Genomic DNA, 15,853 nt, shown 5'->3' with positions numbered 1-15,853 from the left:
AGATTAAAGTTCTAATGTATGCAATTCTTCTGTAATCATTTTTTTTAAAGAGAATACTGTCCATGAGCAAATGGAGAAAAACATAGATATAGATATTATGTCACCTAGGATAAATTCAAATAAAGAACAGAATATAGGTAGCGTAATTCCAAATATAAGCAAAATTAATACTATATCAATTAACCTTTTGAGTATGCGTGGAAGTCCTTGATTTAAGGTTAATTGGAGCTTATATATATTAGGTATTATCTCTTCCATTGCTTGGTAGCCTAATTTTATAAGAAATTTATCATTAAAGGACATATCGCAATATCTCTCTTTATCTATTAGCAAACTGAGTTTTAATATTTCTTCTTTGATAGTTGAATTGATTTTATCCAAATGTATAAATTCCGAATATTCGTTTTTTTTATTTTCTAGATAATACCAGAAACCATTTCCACAATTATTATCTATCCATTTTTTTAAGATTTCTGGAGAATAATAATATTTTTCTTTATCAAACTCGGTATATATTGTAGGATCAAAATTTTTGGCGCTAATAAATGATTTCAATTCTAAATAAAAAGGTTCAAATCCTCTTCTAGCTTTGTCGGCATAATATTTATCAGCTTCTGTATTTTGAGTATAATCTACATTTAAGACTTCTTGTATATCAAAGAAAGTCACTTTCGGATGTTTGGCTATAAAGTCATTTACATCTTTGTTAGAGAAGAAACCTGAATTTAATAATTTATTAATTATAGCTCTAAATTTATGTAGTTTTTGAGTGTACTTCACATAATCATTAAAAACACGAATTCGTTCTTCTCGTGTTTGGATAGCTTTTGAAATAATGTAAGTAATTAGAAGACCAACCAAAACCCCATATACTGTAATTATATACCCTCTAACTTGAATAATATTTTGCGTCATTCTTTCATCTACTTGAGACAATAAAAGAAGAATTGCTGTTACCCCTATAAAAAGAATGACACATAAAATCAAGTTAAACTTATCATTGATTATCTTTAAGTATTTATTAATAAGTGCTCGTGTTTCCATATTACAATTTATTCTATTGTGCAAATATATAATAACTTTATAAAAAAGAGAGAGCATATCTTATATTTTAAGAGAAAAGTATATGCCAGACATTAAAGAGATTCTAAAAAATGAAGACTTCGGTAGCATAGTAGGTGATTTATGCGTCGATACCTGTGAGAATCGTAATCCTCGTGAGTATATGGAGGAATACAACGGCGATAGAACCCGGCGCAAAGAATCTGTCGGGTATCGTGAACCGAAGAAGATTGCTGTATATTCGGATACAGAGGTTGAAGTTGACCCTGAAACAGGAGACGAAAAGCCAAAGAGATTAGAAGATAAGACTGTCAATGTAGCCCAAACTATCACTAATCTACCCAAAAAGATTGTCCGCACTTCTGTTGCTTTTTTGTTTGGTGGTGAAATGACTATCACAGCAGAAGATTCGAATGACGGATTTAGCGAGTTCAAGAAGGTCTATAAGCGAAAACTCAAGATGCAATCTGTGTTGAAAGAGTTTGCTCGCAAAGTGTTGTCTGAAACCAAAGCTGCTATTGTATTCTATCCAGTCACCAAGGACGACGGAAAAAGCCAGTTGAAGGTTAAGATTCTCTCTACTCCCAAGGATAGTAATACCGAATGTGAATTCTATCCTCATTTCGACGAGGACGACGATATGGACGGTTTTCTCTATAAATACAATGCAGAGGTTAATGGCCGTACTTGCGAATGTGTGAAAGTCTATACGAAAGATACTATCTACTCCGGTGTTATGGACGGTGTTTGGCAAGTGAAAAAGATAAAGAATCGTTTTGGCAAGATTCCGGTAGTATATGCTGAGGTCGATTGTCCGGATTGGGAAGATGTCGCTAATTTGATAGACAAGAAGGAGATGAGACTTTCACGCCTATCAGATACTAATGATTACTTTTCTGAACCTATACTGAAGACTTATGGTTTATCTAATCTTCCGAGCAAAGAAACAGTAGGTAAGGAGCTAAACTTTACTATGGAAGTAGATGCGGATACCGGTACTTCGTATCACGGTGATGCTGATTACTTGGCGTGGCAACAGTCTTGTGAATCCGTAACGCTTGAACTTAATCAACTGGATGATGCAATACATTCCGGAGCTTCCAGTCCGGACTTGTCTATAAATAAACTAATGGGACTTGGCAACCTTAGCGGCACTTCACGTCGTTTTATGCTGATTGATGCAGAGATAAAAGCTACTGAACAGATGGAAATATTTGGTCCAGTTGTTCAACGAACAGTAGCAATCGTCCAAGCAGGAATGGCAAATATTACACATACAAAATATGCATCACAGCTAAATGACAACTACATTGAGGTAGAGTTTGGTAGTATTCTCCCACAGGATTTGGCGGAAGAACTCAAGAACCTTGAAACTGCTTCTCAATTCAATAGTAAAGAGACGATTATTAAAAATTCGCCCTATACAGATGATGTGGAAGCGGAACTGAATCGTAAGAAGAATGATGAGAAAGAGACTGCACAGAATAATTCACTCATAGGAGCAACTTTCTAAGCTATGCCCGGACCTTCTTTCTACGACAAACAGCACATACAGAAAGTTGCTGCACAGCAGGCCGTAATAGCCAATATCTTTAATCAGTTTATACTTTCTGTTTCCCCGTATCTCCGTAAATGGTCTGATGCGGGGAAAAACAATGTTTGGCTACGTAATCAGGGAATAGAGAGTGCGGTTGACCGAGAACTGCTGAATCTTGAATCAATGCTATATGCTAATATCTCCGCATTTCAAAAGGACGGTTGGGAACGAGCAGAAAGGAAGAATGATGATTTTATTTCCCAGTTCATCAAGGGAATGTCTATTTCCAGTGCAACGAAAGATGGAATGTTTACCCATAGTCTATCTGCATTTGAAGCTCTAAAGAATGATATAGACGCTAACGGATTCAAATTGTCTGATAGAGTTTGGAATATTACACAACAAACGAAATCGCAGCTAGAGTTCTATCTTGATAGTGGTGTAGTTGCCGGTCGTAATTCAAATGGAATCAGTAGCGATATACGGCAGATTCTTCATAAACCAGACAAGCGCTTTCGTCGGATTCGGAATGAGAAAGGGGAATTGGTTTTATCACAACCGATGAAGGACTATCATCCGGGACAAGGCGTTTATCGTTCTGCATATAAAAATGCTCTCCGGACGTCTGCGACAACTACGAATACAGCTTACCGGAGTGCGGACTACGAACGTTGGAGTAAGCAGGATTTTATACTAGGCATCGAAATACAGCGCTCGGCCAATAATCGTGGACCGTGCAAAATCTGTGATGCGATGGTCGGCAAATATCCGAAAACATTCAAGTTTACAGGCTTTCATCCTTTTTGTATCTGCTTTGCTACTCCTATCACCATGGAACCGGAAGAATTTGCCGATTTCTTGTTGAATGACACGGTTCCGCAAGGTCAGACTATTACGGATATTCCCCAAACAGCAAAGGATTTTGTTGACGAGAATAAAAACGGATTGCAGTCTGCTTTCTGGTACAAGGATAACTTTACAACAGAAGGAGAATTGCAAAGAGAAAAGGCTTCCAAATCTATTACGCCTGAAGTCATAAAGGTTTCAAGACCCAAACGCATAAAGACCGATGCAGAAAAAAATGATATTCAGAAAAGATGGGAAGACCGATTTGTAAGAAACTTCAATCAAACCAAAATAGAACAAAAGATTGGCATAAAGAAGGGCAAAGATATGACTTTCGAAGAAGCTAATGAACTACAGGGAAATATAAACTTCGGTAAGAGCCATGAATATGGTGTAAACTGTCAATCTTGCGTTGTTGCCAACGAATTGAGGAGACGCGGCTATAATGTAACAGCTCTACCAAATCTTCAAAAAGCGGGGAATATCCCTTATGAGTTATCAGGAAAAACAAACTGGGCTTGGATAGACCCTGAGACTATGACGACGCCTGTAAAAAAGAAAGCAGGAGGGGTATATGACGTAACTAGGACAGGTGCTTTAAAAAGCAAGAATATTAGTGCACTTACTAAAGAGATTATAGAATTGGCAAAAGAACCAGGAAGATATCATATTGATTTCTCTTGGAAAAGTGGAAATTCTGGGCATATCATAACCTTAGAAAAATTAGTTAATGGAAAGATTGTTCTTTATGACCCTCAAAATGGCAAAATTGTTAATTGGGCTGACATATCAAAGAGAATAAAACTACAATATGGGGTAAATGTGCTTCGTGTAGATAACTTATTAGTGAATACTGATATTATTGACGGAATAGTGAGAAAATTATAGCAATATCTCGCTATAGTCTTTTGGCATAGAAGTAACGCCCATAATATCTGATGATTGTGTATATGGTGCTAAATGTGCAATATTATCTTTTACGAGGATAAATTGAGGATATCCAGTACAGTATTCCTTGTCTTCTTTCCGGGATACTGTATATGCCATATAACCTTTCCACTCCCCGAAGTAGGAAACCTGATTGAATCCACTTTGTAGAGCGAGTGCTTTAGCTGTCTCCTTATATTCTTTTTTCTTATCCATATTGCAAAGATAGTCATTGATTCCGGAATAAAATATATCAGAAGGAAAAAAATACTTCCCTTATATTTTAAAGGAAAATCGTTATGACAATCATTGATGCAATTAAAAAGGGCTTGAAAGCCGTAGGTGTAAACGAAAAGTACGCTGCTAAGGTGCAGAAACTATTCAAAATCGAAAAGGAAGAAGATATCGACACTTATGTTGCCTTGTTTAAGGACAATATTCTTCCTGACCTTGAAAATACATCAGCAGTAGAAAAAGCGAAAAAGGATGCTATCGCTGAGTACGAGAAGAATAATGGTCTGAAGGACGGCAAACCTGTCAAACCAATTAAAAAGACAAAGAAAACGGCAAAATCCGAAGAAGATGATGAGGACGAAGACGAGGACGAAGATTTCGAAGGCTTGCCTGCTTCTGTTGTTAAGTTGTTGAAAGCTCAACAGAAGCAAATTTCCGAGTTGGCTGCATCTGTCTCTACTGTCGCTACAACAGTCACTACTTCTACGAAGCAGGCATCCGCTAAAGCATTATTTGTAGATTCTAAACTCCCTGCAAAATGGTTCAATCGTATTGACGTCAACTCTGAAACTTCTGTCGAAGAGCAGATTAAAGAGCTTCAAGAAGAATTTGCCGAAATCAAACAATCTGTTATTGATGATGAGGTCGCCGGTGGTGATTACAAGCCTAATTCCTACAAGCCCAAAGAACGTTCAGAGAAAGAATGGCTGGAACTAATGGAGGACGAGGAAGGTGCTAATAACGGGACTGCCAGCCTTGGACTTGAAGAATAATAATTAATAATTAAAAGCTATGTTCAGAAAAAAGCAAAGTGAATTTCAGTATGCCCCCGGAATCGAAAAGATTATCGAGGACATTCAGGGTGGTGGAACTATTGCCCGTGCGGAACTGAAGGGAATCATTGATGAACTTCCTCCGCTTGTTATGGTGGGTAAGGACGCTAACGGTCTTTATCATATTGTTAAGACTGGAAGAGTTACGGCTGTAGCTGCTGCTGATGCGGTCGCTATTCAGGTAGCAAAGAATCATGTGTTTAAAGTTGGGGAAGCGGTTACAATCGGCGGTGCTTTAACTGGAGCTTCCGATGTAATCTCTGCAATCGACAAGACCGCCTCGGCCTATGACACAATAACTCTTGCCGGTCCGATTGGGGCTGCGAAAGTAGATGATGTGTTAGTGCTTGTAACTGCTAAAGCTGCTGCAAAAGCCGCTAAGTTCAAGTATGTACCGGAAGTTATCACAATGAACAAGGTCGATGTAACGGTTGCTAACCAGCAATCCGGACTCCTGGTACGCGGTACTGTAAATGAAGCAGTAATGCCTTATCCAATTGACGAAGCGATGAAAGCGTTGCTTCACTTTATCCGTTTTGTGTAATCCATTAATTCATAACTATATATGGAAAGAAGTTTAATTAAACAAGTGAACCGTAAGAATATGGGCGCCCGCCTTAACTCGCGTAAGGTTAAGCCGGTGTTTTTCCCTAATTTCTTCGGTGTAAAGCAGAAGAACTCTCTGAAATGGGAGACTCTTACAGGTGAGAAAGGTGCACCGGTTATCGCTGACGTTATTTCATTCGATTCTTCCGCACCGCAAAAGAAACGTGAAGTTATCGGTAAGATGTCAGGCGATATTCCTAAGACTGCTGTAAAGCGCGGTATGAACGAAAGTGATTGGAATGAATACCAGCAACTCAGCCGTGATTGTGAAGGTGATTCAGATTTGAAATCACTTCTTGACCTTGCGTTCAAAGACCAGGACTTCGTATATAACGCTGTTCGCGGTCGTTTCGAATGGTGGTGTATGCAGTTGATGTCTAAAGGTGGATTCGTCCTCAATTCAAGCAATAACAATGGTATTGTTACTGAAGAATTTGTAGGCTGTGGTATGCCTAATGAAAACAAGAAGGTTGCTGCTGTGGATTGGTCTAAGTCTACAACAGCCGACGGCTTGCAGGATATTGAAGATACCGTAGTTGCCGCTTCTGCCGAGGGTGTCACTATCAAATACGTAGTAATGCGTAAAGATAGATTTGCTCTATTGAAGAAGCAGAAGGCTGTTATCGAAAAGGTTAAGGGCTGGATTAATCAGAAAGAAAAGCTGACTATCTCCAAGAAAGTTATCAATGAGTATCTTGCCGCCCAAGAGAATACGGAAGGTGTTCAGATTGTTCTTGTAAGTCCGTCTGTTCGTATTGAGAATGCTGCTCATCAACGTACTACGATTAATCCATGGGAATCCGCCAACATTTGTTTCTTGGAAGATTTGCAGTGTGGTGACATTCAGCATGGCCCTATTGCAGCAGAGCATTCTGTTGAATACAAGAAGAAAGCTTCCACGTTGAAAAAAGACTTTGTTTTTATCAGCAAGTGGTCTGAGCTGGAACCGTTCAAAGAGTGGACTAAAGCGGAAGCTAACGCTATTCCGGTAATCAATGACCCTGATGCAATGTACATCATGAAAACTGATGGCCAGTCATGGACGGAAGGCGAAGATACTGAAAAAACAGACGAAGAGGGTTATTAATCATCTATTATGGCAACAATCAGAGAAACAATACTGGAATATCCTTCTATTGAGGATATGGAAGGCTTTTTGAAAAAGGTAGTCTTTGTAAAGCGCGGTATTAATCCCGAAGCGGAATGTACTGCTGAAAACATGAAACAAGTCGGTCTTTGCGTTGCTGATACGTATGCCATGATGGTAAACTCACAGGATTTCAGTGAGAATAAGCTTTCTGTTACTCATTCCCGTTCTTTCTATATCCAGACTGCAAAACAACTGTATATAGAGAACGGGGAGCCGGAGAAGGCCGGTAAACTTGGCAAGCGAATCATTATCAAAGGAAGGGCAGGGAACAGATGGTAAAACGGTATCCGCATACAGCGATGGTAACTATGTCTGCTAAAGGGCAGGTTGTTGACGGCGAGTGGGTTCCGGGAATACCGGTTGAAATATCTGTCTCCGGACGTTATGACCCGGTAAGCGATGGAAGAATCGTTCTCAAGCGTAATTCGGCTGGTGATGAAGCGCAAGTACATGGCTATTTCTATACCAAAATGCAGCCACCGGCCGGTAGTAAGTTTTTGCGTTTGAAAGTCGAATCAAAGGGTATTGATGTACCGGTTATCTGTTGGGAACCTTATCAATCACATTCAATAATTAATGTATGAGAAACGGTATGACTCCTCTTTTCGACCAGCAGTCACTAGAACGTTGGTTCAATCACTTTCAAAGAAAAGCGGAAGACAAGATGCTTGTATTCCTGCAGGCAGGCGGTGAGAAGTTTATCGAAGTAGCCCGCCGGAGTGGTTCATATAAAGACCAGACGGGCAATCTTCGTTCCTCTATCGGATATGTGATTGCCAAAGACGGTGAGGTACTCACGGAGAACTTCACAGAAAGCGACAAGGGGACTGACAAGACAACTGGTAAGTACAAAGGTCGTAGGCTTGCAGAAGAAGTCTCTCTTTCTCATACTGGCGGTTATGTGTTGGTTGGTGTTGCAGGAATGGAGTATGCGGCAGCCGTGGAAGCTAAAGGGTATGAGGTCGTTTCAGGAGCTAATACGCAATGTGAGAAGTATCTAAGAGATACATTGAAGTCAATTTTTAGCAAGATTTGATTATGGATGAATTCGACGCTGTAGATATCGTTTATGATACAGTGGCCGCTGCGGGTACCGATATTGTGATTTACAAGGATGCATCAGAAGCGGGTGTTGCTAATGAGCATATCGTTATCAATCACCTGCAATTGAATGAGCTCGACTTCATTAATAAAGTACCTGTTAACGTCAATATCTTTGTCCCTTTGAATGAAAACGGCATGCCCCGACGTCAGCGCATGAAGGAACTTAGGCGTAAGGTAAGGAAATCGCTTGATTCAATCAATAGCAACGACGGTATATGTAAAGAAGTGACGGTTCTCTGGAGTGTTCCAATGCCGGACTTAAAAGAGAAATTCGCGTGTACAAATATTAGATTAGAAATTTTAATAGAAAAATAATTATGGCAGGAGAAGTAAGACCTATCGCTATGGGCGTAGGCAATATTAAATTCGGAACAGTCGGTGACGGTGTTCCTGGGGCGGACCTCAAAGAATTCCCTCTTCCGACAAAAGGAAGTGTTGCATTCAACTTTGCAGACCCAAAGGAGATAAAGGTTGAAACGGAAGGGAGCGATGAACCTTTGTTTGTTGAATTCGTAAAAGATACAACAGATTATATTGAGTTCTCTATTCCTACCCCCTCTAATGAAGTACTCAAAGAGTTGGCGGGTGGTGAGATTGACGTAACCGGCGGTAAAAACATCTGGAAGAAACCAATCAATGTCCCTTCTATATCGAAGACATTCCAGTGTGAAACGGTGCCTAAAGCCGGTAAAAAAGTAATCTATACCATTGTTAATGGAAAGATTACGTCCAAGATTTCACAGGCTCCTAGTTCTGAACAGGCAGAGTTATTGCTTGTGCGTGTGTATGTGCAAGCGGCCATCACGGCAGCCGGAAAGAAACAGACAGCCTTTATGCGCGAAGTCGTGGCAGTTGTCGATGGCGGAGCTGAAGAGTAAAATGGCTTCCTGTATAGCTAAGTTGGTTAAAGCACTACGTTGTTAGGTAGAGACCGGTGGTTCGAATCCGCCTACAGGAACAAACAATTTGAAGGATGGAGCCGAAAGTATTGAGGGTTAGTCGCGAATAATCGGAAATATTGCCTGGAAGTACAACGGGCTAGGCTCCTTGGATTATTTATGAGTATAAAGAACTTATTTCAGCAAGAATCGGAATCTGTAACGGGCCAGCCTGTCAAGATTCCATTTGATTTCACAAACCGAGATTCTATCCCTGAAGGGAAGAACCCCGGCGACTGTATTGTAATAAAGCCTATCACCGTCAGGACATGGTTTAAAATTCGCCCACTTCTCCTTGAAATTGAAAAGGAAGATATCGATAGGATGATTGTAAAAGAAGGGGAACTGCCGGAAGACTTTCCGGAGCTAATGAACAAGTACGGAGAATTACTTCTTGATGTCGTCTGCCTGGGGATTCACAATAAGCCCAACAATCCACCGGAATGGTTCAAACAGGTTCTTGCAGACAATTCTACATGGGAAGATATACGGATACTATTCAACGCAATCATATATCGTATAGGGTATCACCCTTTTTGCACCTCTATCACGATGCTTCGGAACGTGAGCCCGCTACGAGAGACGGAGATAATAGCCGCTCAGAAGAATCTGCAAAGCTGGAAGGATACAACCAAAGTCGATTCTTAGTTATTGCAAAAGAAGCCCTAGGATTGACTTTTAATGAAACGTTGGATAGTAGCTACGGATTGATAGAGATATTGCTTCAGGAGTATTCCTTTGTAATGAGAGAACGTAATAAGACGGCTGATAAAGATGGAGAAGTCGAAGGAAAGGACTACGAATGGGTAGAACTCCCCAATTTTGATAATCCGGACGAAAAGATTCGGATGAAAAAATACAATGATATTGGCGGAAAAGTCAAAGGATAAAGTAATTTGCTGTTGTGTTTATATATTAGGTAAACTGTTTTTTTTATTAAATTGGTTTAGAGTGTGTTTTCTAGTCCCTTGTATCTGTGAAGATGTGGGGGATTATTTTTTAATATCTTGGAACTTCTGATTGAGAGATACATTATCTCGTTTTAGATTATCAATCAATCTCTTTTGGTAAGCGAGCATTCCTTCAATTCTTCCTTCATTCTTGCCCTTCTCGTAGGCAGCATTGATTTCCTCTTGTGTGTAGCTACTTTTATTTACTACGGGTACGTTTTCATTTTCCTTGGTCATGGCGCTAATGAATAGTGATTTATATATTATAGAAAAGGCTATCTTTTCCCTTTTATTCCGACCAAGGAACATAATCTTTCAAATGCTTTGGGATTATGTAGCAAAGGGAATTGATAGCCTTATATTGTATTTCTAGGCTTATCAACTCCCCAAAGCATTTATAAAAAAATTGTTCCTTGGTCTTAGAACACTGCAAAGATGCTTATTCTTCTCGAAATAGCCAAATTTTGACTCCTCTTTATATTTTAAGAATAAATGCTATATGGGTATTCAGAACAAAGATGGAGCGTTGTATTTCGCGACAGGAATAGATAATTCAGGGCTATATTCCGGACGCAATGAAGCTATGGGTATTATTAAGGCAATGGCCGGTGAGATAACTGCTTTCGATGTATTCGGTGGGATTGGTATCAGTGCAGGCATTGCTTTTGCACAAGCAGCCAAAGGTGCGTATGAATTCGAGAAGCAGTTTCAGCAAAGTATGAAAGAAGTTGCTACCCTTTCAAGTGGGATAAAGGGTAGTTTGACAGACTACATGAATCAGGTTATGGAGATAACCCGAGATATTCCAGTACTTGCGAATGATGCGGCTAAAGCATTGTATCAGATTGTATCTGCCGGCCATGATGGAGCTAACGGAATGAAAGTTTTAGAAGTGTCCGCAAAGGCTGCTATCGGTGGTGTTACTGATACGGCAACAGCGGCCGGCGGAATTACGACTCTTCTAAATGCCTATAAACTAGATGTTTCAGAAGCAGAAAAAATATCAGACCAGTTATTTACGACTGTCAAACTTGGTAAGACATCATTTGGCGAATTAGGTAAGAGTATTGCACAGGTGGCGCCTATTGCTGCTGCCTATGGCGTAGAAATAGACCAAGTGTTAGCTGCTGTTGCTACACTTACTAAACAAGGTACACCAACGGCACAAGCCATGACACAGATACGCGCTTCCATTATTGCAGTATCTAAGGTGCTTGGTGATGGTGCATTTGATAACAGAACCTATCAAGAAGCACTAGCGGAGGTTGCTAGACAAGCTGGCGGTTCGGAATCAAAACTGCGTGAGTTAGTACCAGAAGTTGAGGCTGTTAATGCGGTTCTCGGATTAACAGGTATAAATGTCAAAGAAGCTGTCGGGCATTTGGAAGAAATGCAAAATGCAACAGGTGCCGCAGAAGCTGCTTTCAAAGAAATGGCTTCATCTGCCGAGAATCAGATGAAACTACTTGGCAATAATATAACAGCGGCCCTCCGCCCGTTAGGACAGGAAATTTTGAAAGAAATATCTGCTGCGGCACAATCAATGAATGAAGCCTTTGCCGATGGAAGCGCTCAAGAAGCATTAAAAAATATAGGAGCTTTAATCGTCGTTGTTACGACGGCTCTTGCTGGATATAAAGGAAGTATTCTGGCTGTAAGTACTGCTAAACAAGTATATGCAACAGTTACGGCTATTGTTAATAAACAGCGTGCTATTGAAGCGGCCAATTTGGTATTAACCAAGGGTATGTATGCCATTGAAGCCACTATGATTGCTAAGAATATGACTGCACGTATCTTATTAACAAAGGCTCTAAAAGCTCAAACTATCGCTCAATTAAAGAATGCTGCAGCAATGCTAACTAATCCTTATGTATTAGCTGCTGCTGCATTTGCTGGACTTGGATATGCAATTTATAAAGTGGCCACAGCCGAAACTGCAGCCGAAAAAGCAACAAGAAAACATCGTGAAGAACAAGAACGATTCCAGTCTGTCCTTAATGAACGTAAACAAAGAATAGATGAATTAATACGTGTAATTCAGGATGAAACAGAAACAGAGTATGCTCAGATAAAAGCTTATGAAGAATTGCAAAAAATATCTCCTGCATTGACGGCGGCATATTCGCGTCAAAAAATAGAAACATTACAAACAGCTAATGCTCAAAAAATACTGAATAGGGAATTTGAAAAATTAAATTACAATCATATAATTTCAGAAGTTAACAGAATAAACAAGGCAATGAAGACTTATCAACAGCAAAGCGGTCTAAGTGGTAAAGCCTTGGAAAACAAATCGCACTATCAGTCACTGAAAAAGGAACTCAATAAATATAAAGAAGAGTTAGAAGAGTATAAACGTCTTAAAAAGCAAGCTGAAGAGGCTGCAAAGCCTGTTGAGGCTAGGTTATTAGAAGCTAAAAGTAGTCGAGAACAGATTGTTCAAGAATATAATGCAGCAAAATTAACGTTGGAAGTGGAACAACGTAAGATTAAAGAATCAGGTTTTGGCGTTATTCCTATTTGGGTACAAATACGATTTGACAAAGCTAAGAGTGATTTTGATAATATAGATAAAATGATAAGTGGTGTTTTACAAACTCAGGATGAAATTCATAATAAATCTTTTTGGACCAAGCAAAAGGATGATGCGACGAAAGCATTAGACTCAATCGCTTCGTCTCAAAAGAAGTTGATGGACGCAGGGAACTTCAAAGGAATAGACTCTGCTGTGGTGAAATCCTATAAAGAAAACGCCAAGAAGTTGAAAGAAGCCGAAAAAGAGTTGGAAGTCTATGATTCGTCTTCCAAGCGGGACGATAAAGGTAAGAAGTTACGTGAGGAACAAGAGAAATATAAACTCCTGCTAGATAAACAGGGGAGAGAGCAGCAGCGTATGAAAGAGGATTCTGTAAATGAACTCGAACAACTTGAAATAAACAAACTCAAGGAGAGTAGCGAAAAAGTCCTCAAGCAAAGGGAGCTCAATCATCGGCTAGAATTGCAGGCTATCGAGCGTGAAGCGGAAGACAAGAAATTACAAGAAATTGAAAAAGCTCGCTCCGCCTTTGAAGCTAATCCGGAAAACAAAAAGAAGACTTTTAATGCAAGTGTTTTCATCAATTCTGAATCTACGAAGAAACTATTTGCCTCATTTGACAATATAGCTAAAGAAGCCGCTGCGACCGCTAATACAAAATACAATCGTGGAGATGATTTATCTGATTTGTTGAATCAGTATCAGGACTATACAGACCAACGTCTTGCGATTGAACGAAAGTTTAATGAAGATATTGCTACTCTACAAGAACAACGCAAACAGGCGGTAAAGAATGGAGATACAGAACAGGTAGAGCAGATTGACCGCTCTATTGCCCAGGCGACGAAAAACAAAGGAATGGAGTTAATGGGGCTTGACTATGATAAGTTGAAAGAATCTCCTGAATACGTTCGCGCATTTGAGAATCTAAAAGAAACGTCTTCTGAAACATTGAATTCTCTGTTAACTCAATTAGAGAATGCAAAACAGACAGCAGCACAGGTACTTTCTCCTGACCAGCTTCGTGAATATACTACGACCATTCAAGAGATAATGGACGAATTGGATTCACGCAATCCGTTCCAAGCCCTTGCAGATAGGCAAAAAGAGTTAGCGGAGGCTGAGGAAGCTCTTGCTAAGGCTAAAGCACAGCTTGATGCTGTTAATTCCGGTGCGAAAATTGTGACTGGGGTAAAAAACAGTAAATACAATGATAAGACAGGGAAGATAGAATCTGAACAGACTTATCTTTCTGCAACACAAGCTTTGGTTAATTATAACAAAGCTAAAGATAAAGCTGTTAAAGCTGACGCTAAAGTACAAGCTGCTGAAAAGAAGGTATCAAATGTAATTGATGACTTATCAAATTCTATCAAGAATGTAGGTTCATCTGTTGGTGGGCAAGCTGGTGAAATAATTGGGTTGATAGGAGATATTGGAACATTTGCCATGTCTGCAATGAGTGGCATTGAAACAGCTTCTCAGACTGCGTCCGCTGCTGTCAAAGCAGTTGAGAGTGCGTCTGTTATCTTAATGATTATTAGTACAGCTATTCAAATCGCAACCAAGATATCCAATATGTTCTCAAAAGATAAAGAAAAAGAGATGGAGAAGTATGTTGGTCAACTTAATGCAATGATTGATATTTATGAGAGGATAATAGAAAAACAAAAGGAAAGTATAAGGTTTGGGTATGGTTTTTCAGCAATAACCAGTGCCAAGAAAGCTATGGAGGAGCTTAATAATAAAACTGAACAATATAGGAAAATAGCACAAAGCGCCGGTGCATCTAAAGATTCATTATCAAGAGATTATAGGGATCGGTTTTTAGAAATGCTTCATGATGTAAAGCCTATATCCTTTAATCTGAAACCAAGTTCACTAAAATCATTAGACACTGGCGACTTATCAAAATTCACAGCAAAGCAGCTTCTGTACTTTCGAGATAATTATAAAGATATCTGGTCTGCATTAAATGAAGAACAACGTAACGCATTGCAAGCTATCATAGATGCCGAAGAAGAAAGTAAAGAAATAGTAGATGCATGGAAAGAATCAATCACGGGTATATCTTATGATAATTTGTATTCTGAATTTATAGATACCCTTTCAGATATGGATTCTTCTGCTGAGGATATGGCTAATAATTTTGGCGAATACTTGCGAAAGTCAATCCTAGCTTCAATGGTTGCTAACGAATTCCAAGATAAAATTGATAACCTTTATGAAATGTGGGTAAATGCCGGTGATGAAAAGTCAGAAGGTGGAACCAATATAACAGAAGATGAAGCTAAAAAGATTCAGGAAAGACAAAAAGAATTAGCAGAAGCTATGACTAAGAGAAGAGAAGAGATAGAAAAGACGTACGGTTTTGATTCGTCAACATCTTCTCAAGATTCTACCAAGAAAGGTTTTGAAAATATGTCTCAAGATTCAGCAGACGAACTTAACGGACGCTTCACAGCTTTGCAAATTGCAGGTGAAACTAGTAAAGAGCAATTAATACTTCAAACAGGTATTCAACAAATAATGGCGCAGAGACTGGAATCGATATACAATTTTAATTATTCTTCTATGACTGAAATGCGTGATATTATTTTTGAAGTTATGGATATTCTTTCAGATATGAAGAAAGATACGGCGCATTTATATTTTATAAGAGAAAGCTTAAATAAAATAGAAAGTAATACAAAAGGATTAACATCGCGATAATGAAAGGATATGCATACATAAATGAAAAAGATATTTTCACAACTTGGGGAGCTGTACTCGCTAAAGGGACCTATGAAGCTTTATTGAAGCCTGCTCCTAATAAAGGATTAATTCAAAACAAGAGTCGCTTGGAACATGGAAAAGCTATTGTGATGAATAATAATGTATGTAAAACTGATGAACGGGATATTTCTTTTTCTATATGGATTTGCGGCAATTCCCAAAAAGACTATCTGGACAAATATAAATCTTTTATTGATGAAATTACATCAGGAATAGTTATACTAAATATTCCTATTCTTGAAGCAACCTTTAAACTGACATATTTAAGTTGCTCAAATTATGGGGATTATGGTCTAACAAAAGGTAAGCTGACATTAAAAATGAATGAAGCCAATACTAAGGACCGATAATA

Annotated in this window: 17 protein-coding genes and 1 tRNA gene; 15 read left to right on the top strand and 3 right to left on the bottom strand. The window is 39.1% G+C overall.

What is annotated here, in order from left to right; genetic code table 11:
* Positions 1-3: 3 nt before the first annotated feature.
* Positions 4-1,044, bottom strand: coding sequence for a hypothetical protein (locus RDN93_RS09075; RefSeq protein ID WP_308745207.1), 1,041 nt, complete (start codon positions 1,042-1,044; stop codon positions 4-6).
* 82 nt (positions 1,045-1,126) lie between these two features.
* Between RDN93_RS09075 and RDN93_RS09070 the strand changes: the two genes are divergently transcribed.
* Both RDN93_RS09070 and RDN93_RS09065 read left to right on the top strand, forming a co-directional pair.
* Positions 1,127-2,575 (top strand): phage portal protein, encoded by a 1,449-nt coding sequence (locus tag RDN93_RS09070; protein ID WP_308745206.1) that lies wholly within the window; start codon positions 1,127-1,129, stop codon positions 2,573-2,575.
* A gap of 3 nt (positions 2,576-2,578) precedes the next feature.
* On the top strand, positions 2,579-4,333 hold the full coding sequence (locus RDN93_RS09065) for a toxin glutamine deamidase domain-containing protein (protein ID WP_308745205.1): 1,755 nt from the start codon (positions 2,579-2,581) through the stop codon (positions 4,331-4,333).
* Here the strand turns inward: RDN93_RS09065 and RDN93_RS09060 are convergent.
* Positions 4,328-4,588: a hypothetical protein gene (locus RDN93_RS09060; protein WP_308745204.1), complete on the bottom strand. Its 261-nt coding sequence runs from the start codon at positions 4,586-4,588 to the stop codon at positions 4,328-4,330. The two genes, RDN93_RS09065 and RDN93_RS09060, sit on opposite strands and share 6 nt — an antisense overlap.
* Before the next feature lie 83 nt (positions 4,589-4,671).
* Between RDN93_RS09060 and RDN93_RS09055 the strand changes: the two genes are divergently transcribed.
* The 11 genes from RDN93_RS09055 (at position 4,672) to RDN93_RS09005 (ending at position 10,127) form a co-directional block, all read left to right on the top strand.
* Positions 4,672-5,379, top strand: a complete 708-nt coding sequence (locus tag RDN93_RS09055; protein WP_308745203.1) for a hypothetical protein — start codon at positions 4,672-4,674, stop codon at positions 5,377-5,379.
* A 19-nt stretch (positions 5,380-5,398) separates the two neighbouring features.
* Complete coding sequence (locus tag RDN93_RS09050; RefSeq protein WP_308745202.1) at positions 5,399-5,983, top strand: hypothetical protein; 585 nt, start codon at positions 5,399-5,401, stop codon at positions 5,981-5,983.
* 21 nt (positions 5,984-6,004) lie between these two features.
* Positions 6,005-7,132, top strand: a complete 1,128-nt coding sequence (locus tag RDN93_RS09045; RefSeq protein WP_308745201.1) for a major capsid protein — start codon at positions 6,005-6,007, stop codon at positions 7,130-7,132.
* A gap of 9 nt (positions 7,133-7,141) precedes the next feature.
* Positions 7,142-7,474, top strand: coding sequence for a hypothetical protein (locus RDN93_RS09040; protein ID WP_308745200.1), 333 nt, complete (start codon positions 7,142-7,144; stop codon positions 7,472-7,474).
* Entirely contained in the window at positions 7,468-7,779 is a 312-nt protein-coding gene (locus RDN93_RS09035) for a hypothetical protein (protein ID WP_308745199.1), read from the top strand. Before RDN93_RS09040 ends, RDN93_RS09035 begins: the two co-directional genes overlap by 7 nt.
* The gene (locus RDN93_RS09030; protein WP_308745198.1) at positions 7,776-8,231 is read left to right on the top strand and encodes an HK97 gp10 family phage protein; all 456 of its coding nucleotides are present in this window, start codon (positions 7,776-7,778) and stop codon (positions 8,229-8,231) included. The genes RDN93_RS09035 and RDN93_RS09030 overlap by 4 nt, the downstream gene beginning before the upstream one ends.
* 2 nt (positions 8,232-8,233) lie before the next feature.
* Positions 8,234-8,614 carry a hypothetical protein gene (locus RDN93_RS09025; protein ID WP_308745197.1) on the top strand — a complete coding sequence of 127 codons (381 nt, stop codon included), beginning with the start codon at positions 8,234-8,236 and terminating at the stop codon, positions 8,612-8,614.
* A 2-nt stretch (positions 8,615-8,616) separates the two neighbouring features.
* On the top strand, positions 8,617-9,177 hold the full coding sequence (locus RDN93_RS09020; RefSeq protein WP_308745196.1) for a hypothetical protein: 561 nt from the start codon (positions 8,617-8,619) through the stop codon (positions 9,175-9,177).
* 7 nt (positions 9,178-9,184) lie between these two features.
* Positions 9,185-9,257 (top strand) — tRNA-OTHER (locus RDN93_RS09015).
* Between the two features lie 100 nt (positions 9,258-9,357).
* Entirely contained in the window at positions 9,358-9,885 is a 528-nt protein-coding gene (locus tag RDN93_RS09010) for a hypothetical protein (RefSeq protein WP_308745195.1), read from the top strand.
* 23 nt (positions 9,886-9,908) lie between these two features.
* On the top strand, positions 9,909-10,127 hold the full coding sequence (locus tag RDN93_RS09005; RefSeq protein ID WP_308745194.1) for a hypothetical protein: 219 nt from the start codon (positions 9,909-9,911) through the stop codon (positions 10,125-10,127).
* A 102-nt stretch (positions 10,128-10,229) separates the two neighbouring features.
* Here RDN93_RS09005 and RDN93_RS09000 read toward each other — a convergent pair whose 3' ends face one another.
* Complete coding sequence (locus RDN93_RS09000) at positions 10,230-10,424, bottom strand: hypothetical protein (protein WP_308745193.1); 195 nt, start codon at positions 10,422-10,424, stop codon at positions 10,230-10,232.
* A 262-nt stretch (positions 10,425-10,686) separates the two neighbouring features.
* Here RDN93_RS09000 and RDN93_RS08995 point away from each other — a divergent pair, with 262 nt between their 5' ends.
* Positions 10,687-15,438, top strand: coding sequence for a phage tail tape measure protein (locus RDN93_RS08995; protein ID WP_308745192.1), 4,752 nt, complete (start codon positions 10,687-10,689; stop codon positions 15,436-15,438).
* Positions 15,438-15,851 (top strand): hypothetical protein, encoded by a 414-nt coding sequence (locus tag RDN93_RS08990; protein ID WP_308745191.1) that lies wholly within the window; start codon positions 15,438-15,440, stop codon positions 15,849-15,851. Before RDN93_RS08995 ends, RDN93_RS08990 begins: the two co-directional genes overlap by 1 nt.
* Positions 15,852-15,853: the final 2 nt, after the last annotated feature.

It is taken from the genome of uncultured Bacteroides sp., assembly GCF_902491285.1.
In the GTDB taxonomy this organism is placed as follows: Bacteria; Bacteroidota; Bacteroidia; order Bacteroidales; family Bacteroidaceae; genus Bacteroides.
The sequence above is the reverse complement of the archived record's forward strand: the minus strand, read 5'-3'. Positions and strand labels throughout refer to the sequence as shown.

Excerpts from the sequence above, each read along its gene's own strand:
- RDN93_RS09075 (WP_308745207.1), bottom strand. The coding sequence starts at position 1,044 with ATGGAAACACGAGCACTTATTAATAAATACTTAAAGATAATCAATGAT.
- RDN93_RS09070 (WP_308745206.1), top strand. The coding sequence starts at position 1,127 with ATGCCAGACATTAAAGAGATTCTAAAAAATGAAGACTTCGGTAGCATA.
- RDN93_RS09065 (WP_308745205.1), top strand. The coding sequence starts at position 2,579 with ATGCCCGGACCTTCTTTCTACGACAAACAGCACATACAGAAAGTTGCT.
- RDN93_RS09060 (WP_308745204.1), bottom strand. The coding sequence starts at position 4,588 with ATGGATAAGAAAAAAGAATATAAGGAGACAGCTAAAGCACTCGCTCTA.
- RDN93_RS09055 (WP_308745203.1), top strand. The coding sequence starts at position 4,672 with ATGACAATCATTGATGCAATTAAAAAGGGCTTGAAAGCCGTAGGTGTA.
- RDN93_RS09050 (WP_308745202.1), top strand. The coding sequence starts at position 5,399 with ATGTTCAGAAAAAAGCAAAGTGAATTTCAGTATGCCCCCGGAATCGAA.
- RDN93_RS09045 (WP_308745201.1), top strand. The coding sequence starts at position 6,005 with ATGGAAAGAAGTTTAATTAAACAAGTGAACCGTAAGAATATGGGCGCC.
- RDN93_RS09040 (WP_308745200.1), top strand. The coding sequence starts at position 7,142 with ATGGCAACAATCAGAGAAACAATACTGGAATATCCTTCTATTGAGGAT.
- RDN93_RS09035 (WP_308745199.1), top strand. The coding sequence starts at position 7,468 with ATGGTAAAACGGTATCCGCATACAGCGATGGTAACTATGTCTGCTAAA.
- RDN93_RS09030 (WP_308745198.1), top strand. The coding sequence starts at position 7,776 with ATGAGAAACGGTATGACTCCTCTTTTCGACCAGCAGTCACTAGAACGT.
- RDN93_RS09025 (WP_308745197.1), top strand. The coding sequence starts at position 8,234 with ATGGATGAATTCGACGCTGTAGATATCGTTTATGATACAGTGGCCGCT.
- RDN93_RS09020 (WP_308745196.1), top strand. The coding sequence starts at position 8,617 with ATGGCAGGAGAAGTAAGACCTATCGCTATGGGCGTAGGCAATATTAAA.
- RDN93_RS09010 (WP_308745195.1), top strand. The coding sequence starts at position 9,358 with ATGAGTATAAAGAACTTATTTCAGCAAGAATCGGAATCTGTAACGGGC.
- RDN93_RS09000 (WP_308745193.1), bottom strand. The coding sequence starts at position 10,424 with ATGACCAAGGAAAATGAAAACGTACCCGTAGTAAATAAAAGTAGCTAC.
- RDN93_RS08995 (WP_308745192.1), top strand. The coding sequence starts at position 10,687 with ATGGGTATTCAGAACAAAGATGGAGCGTTGTATTTCGCGACAGGAATA.
- RDN93_RS08990 (WP_308745191.1), top strand. The coding sequence starts at position 15,438 with ATGAAAGGATATGCATACATAAATGAAAAAGATATTTTCACAACTTGG.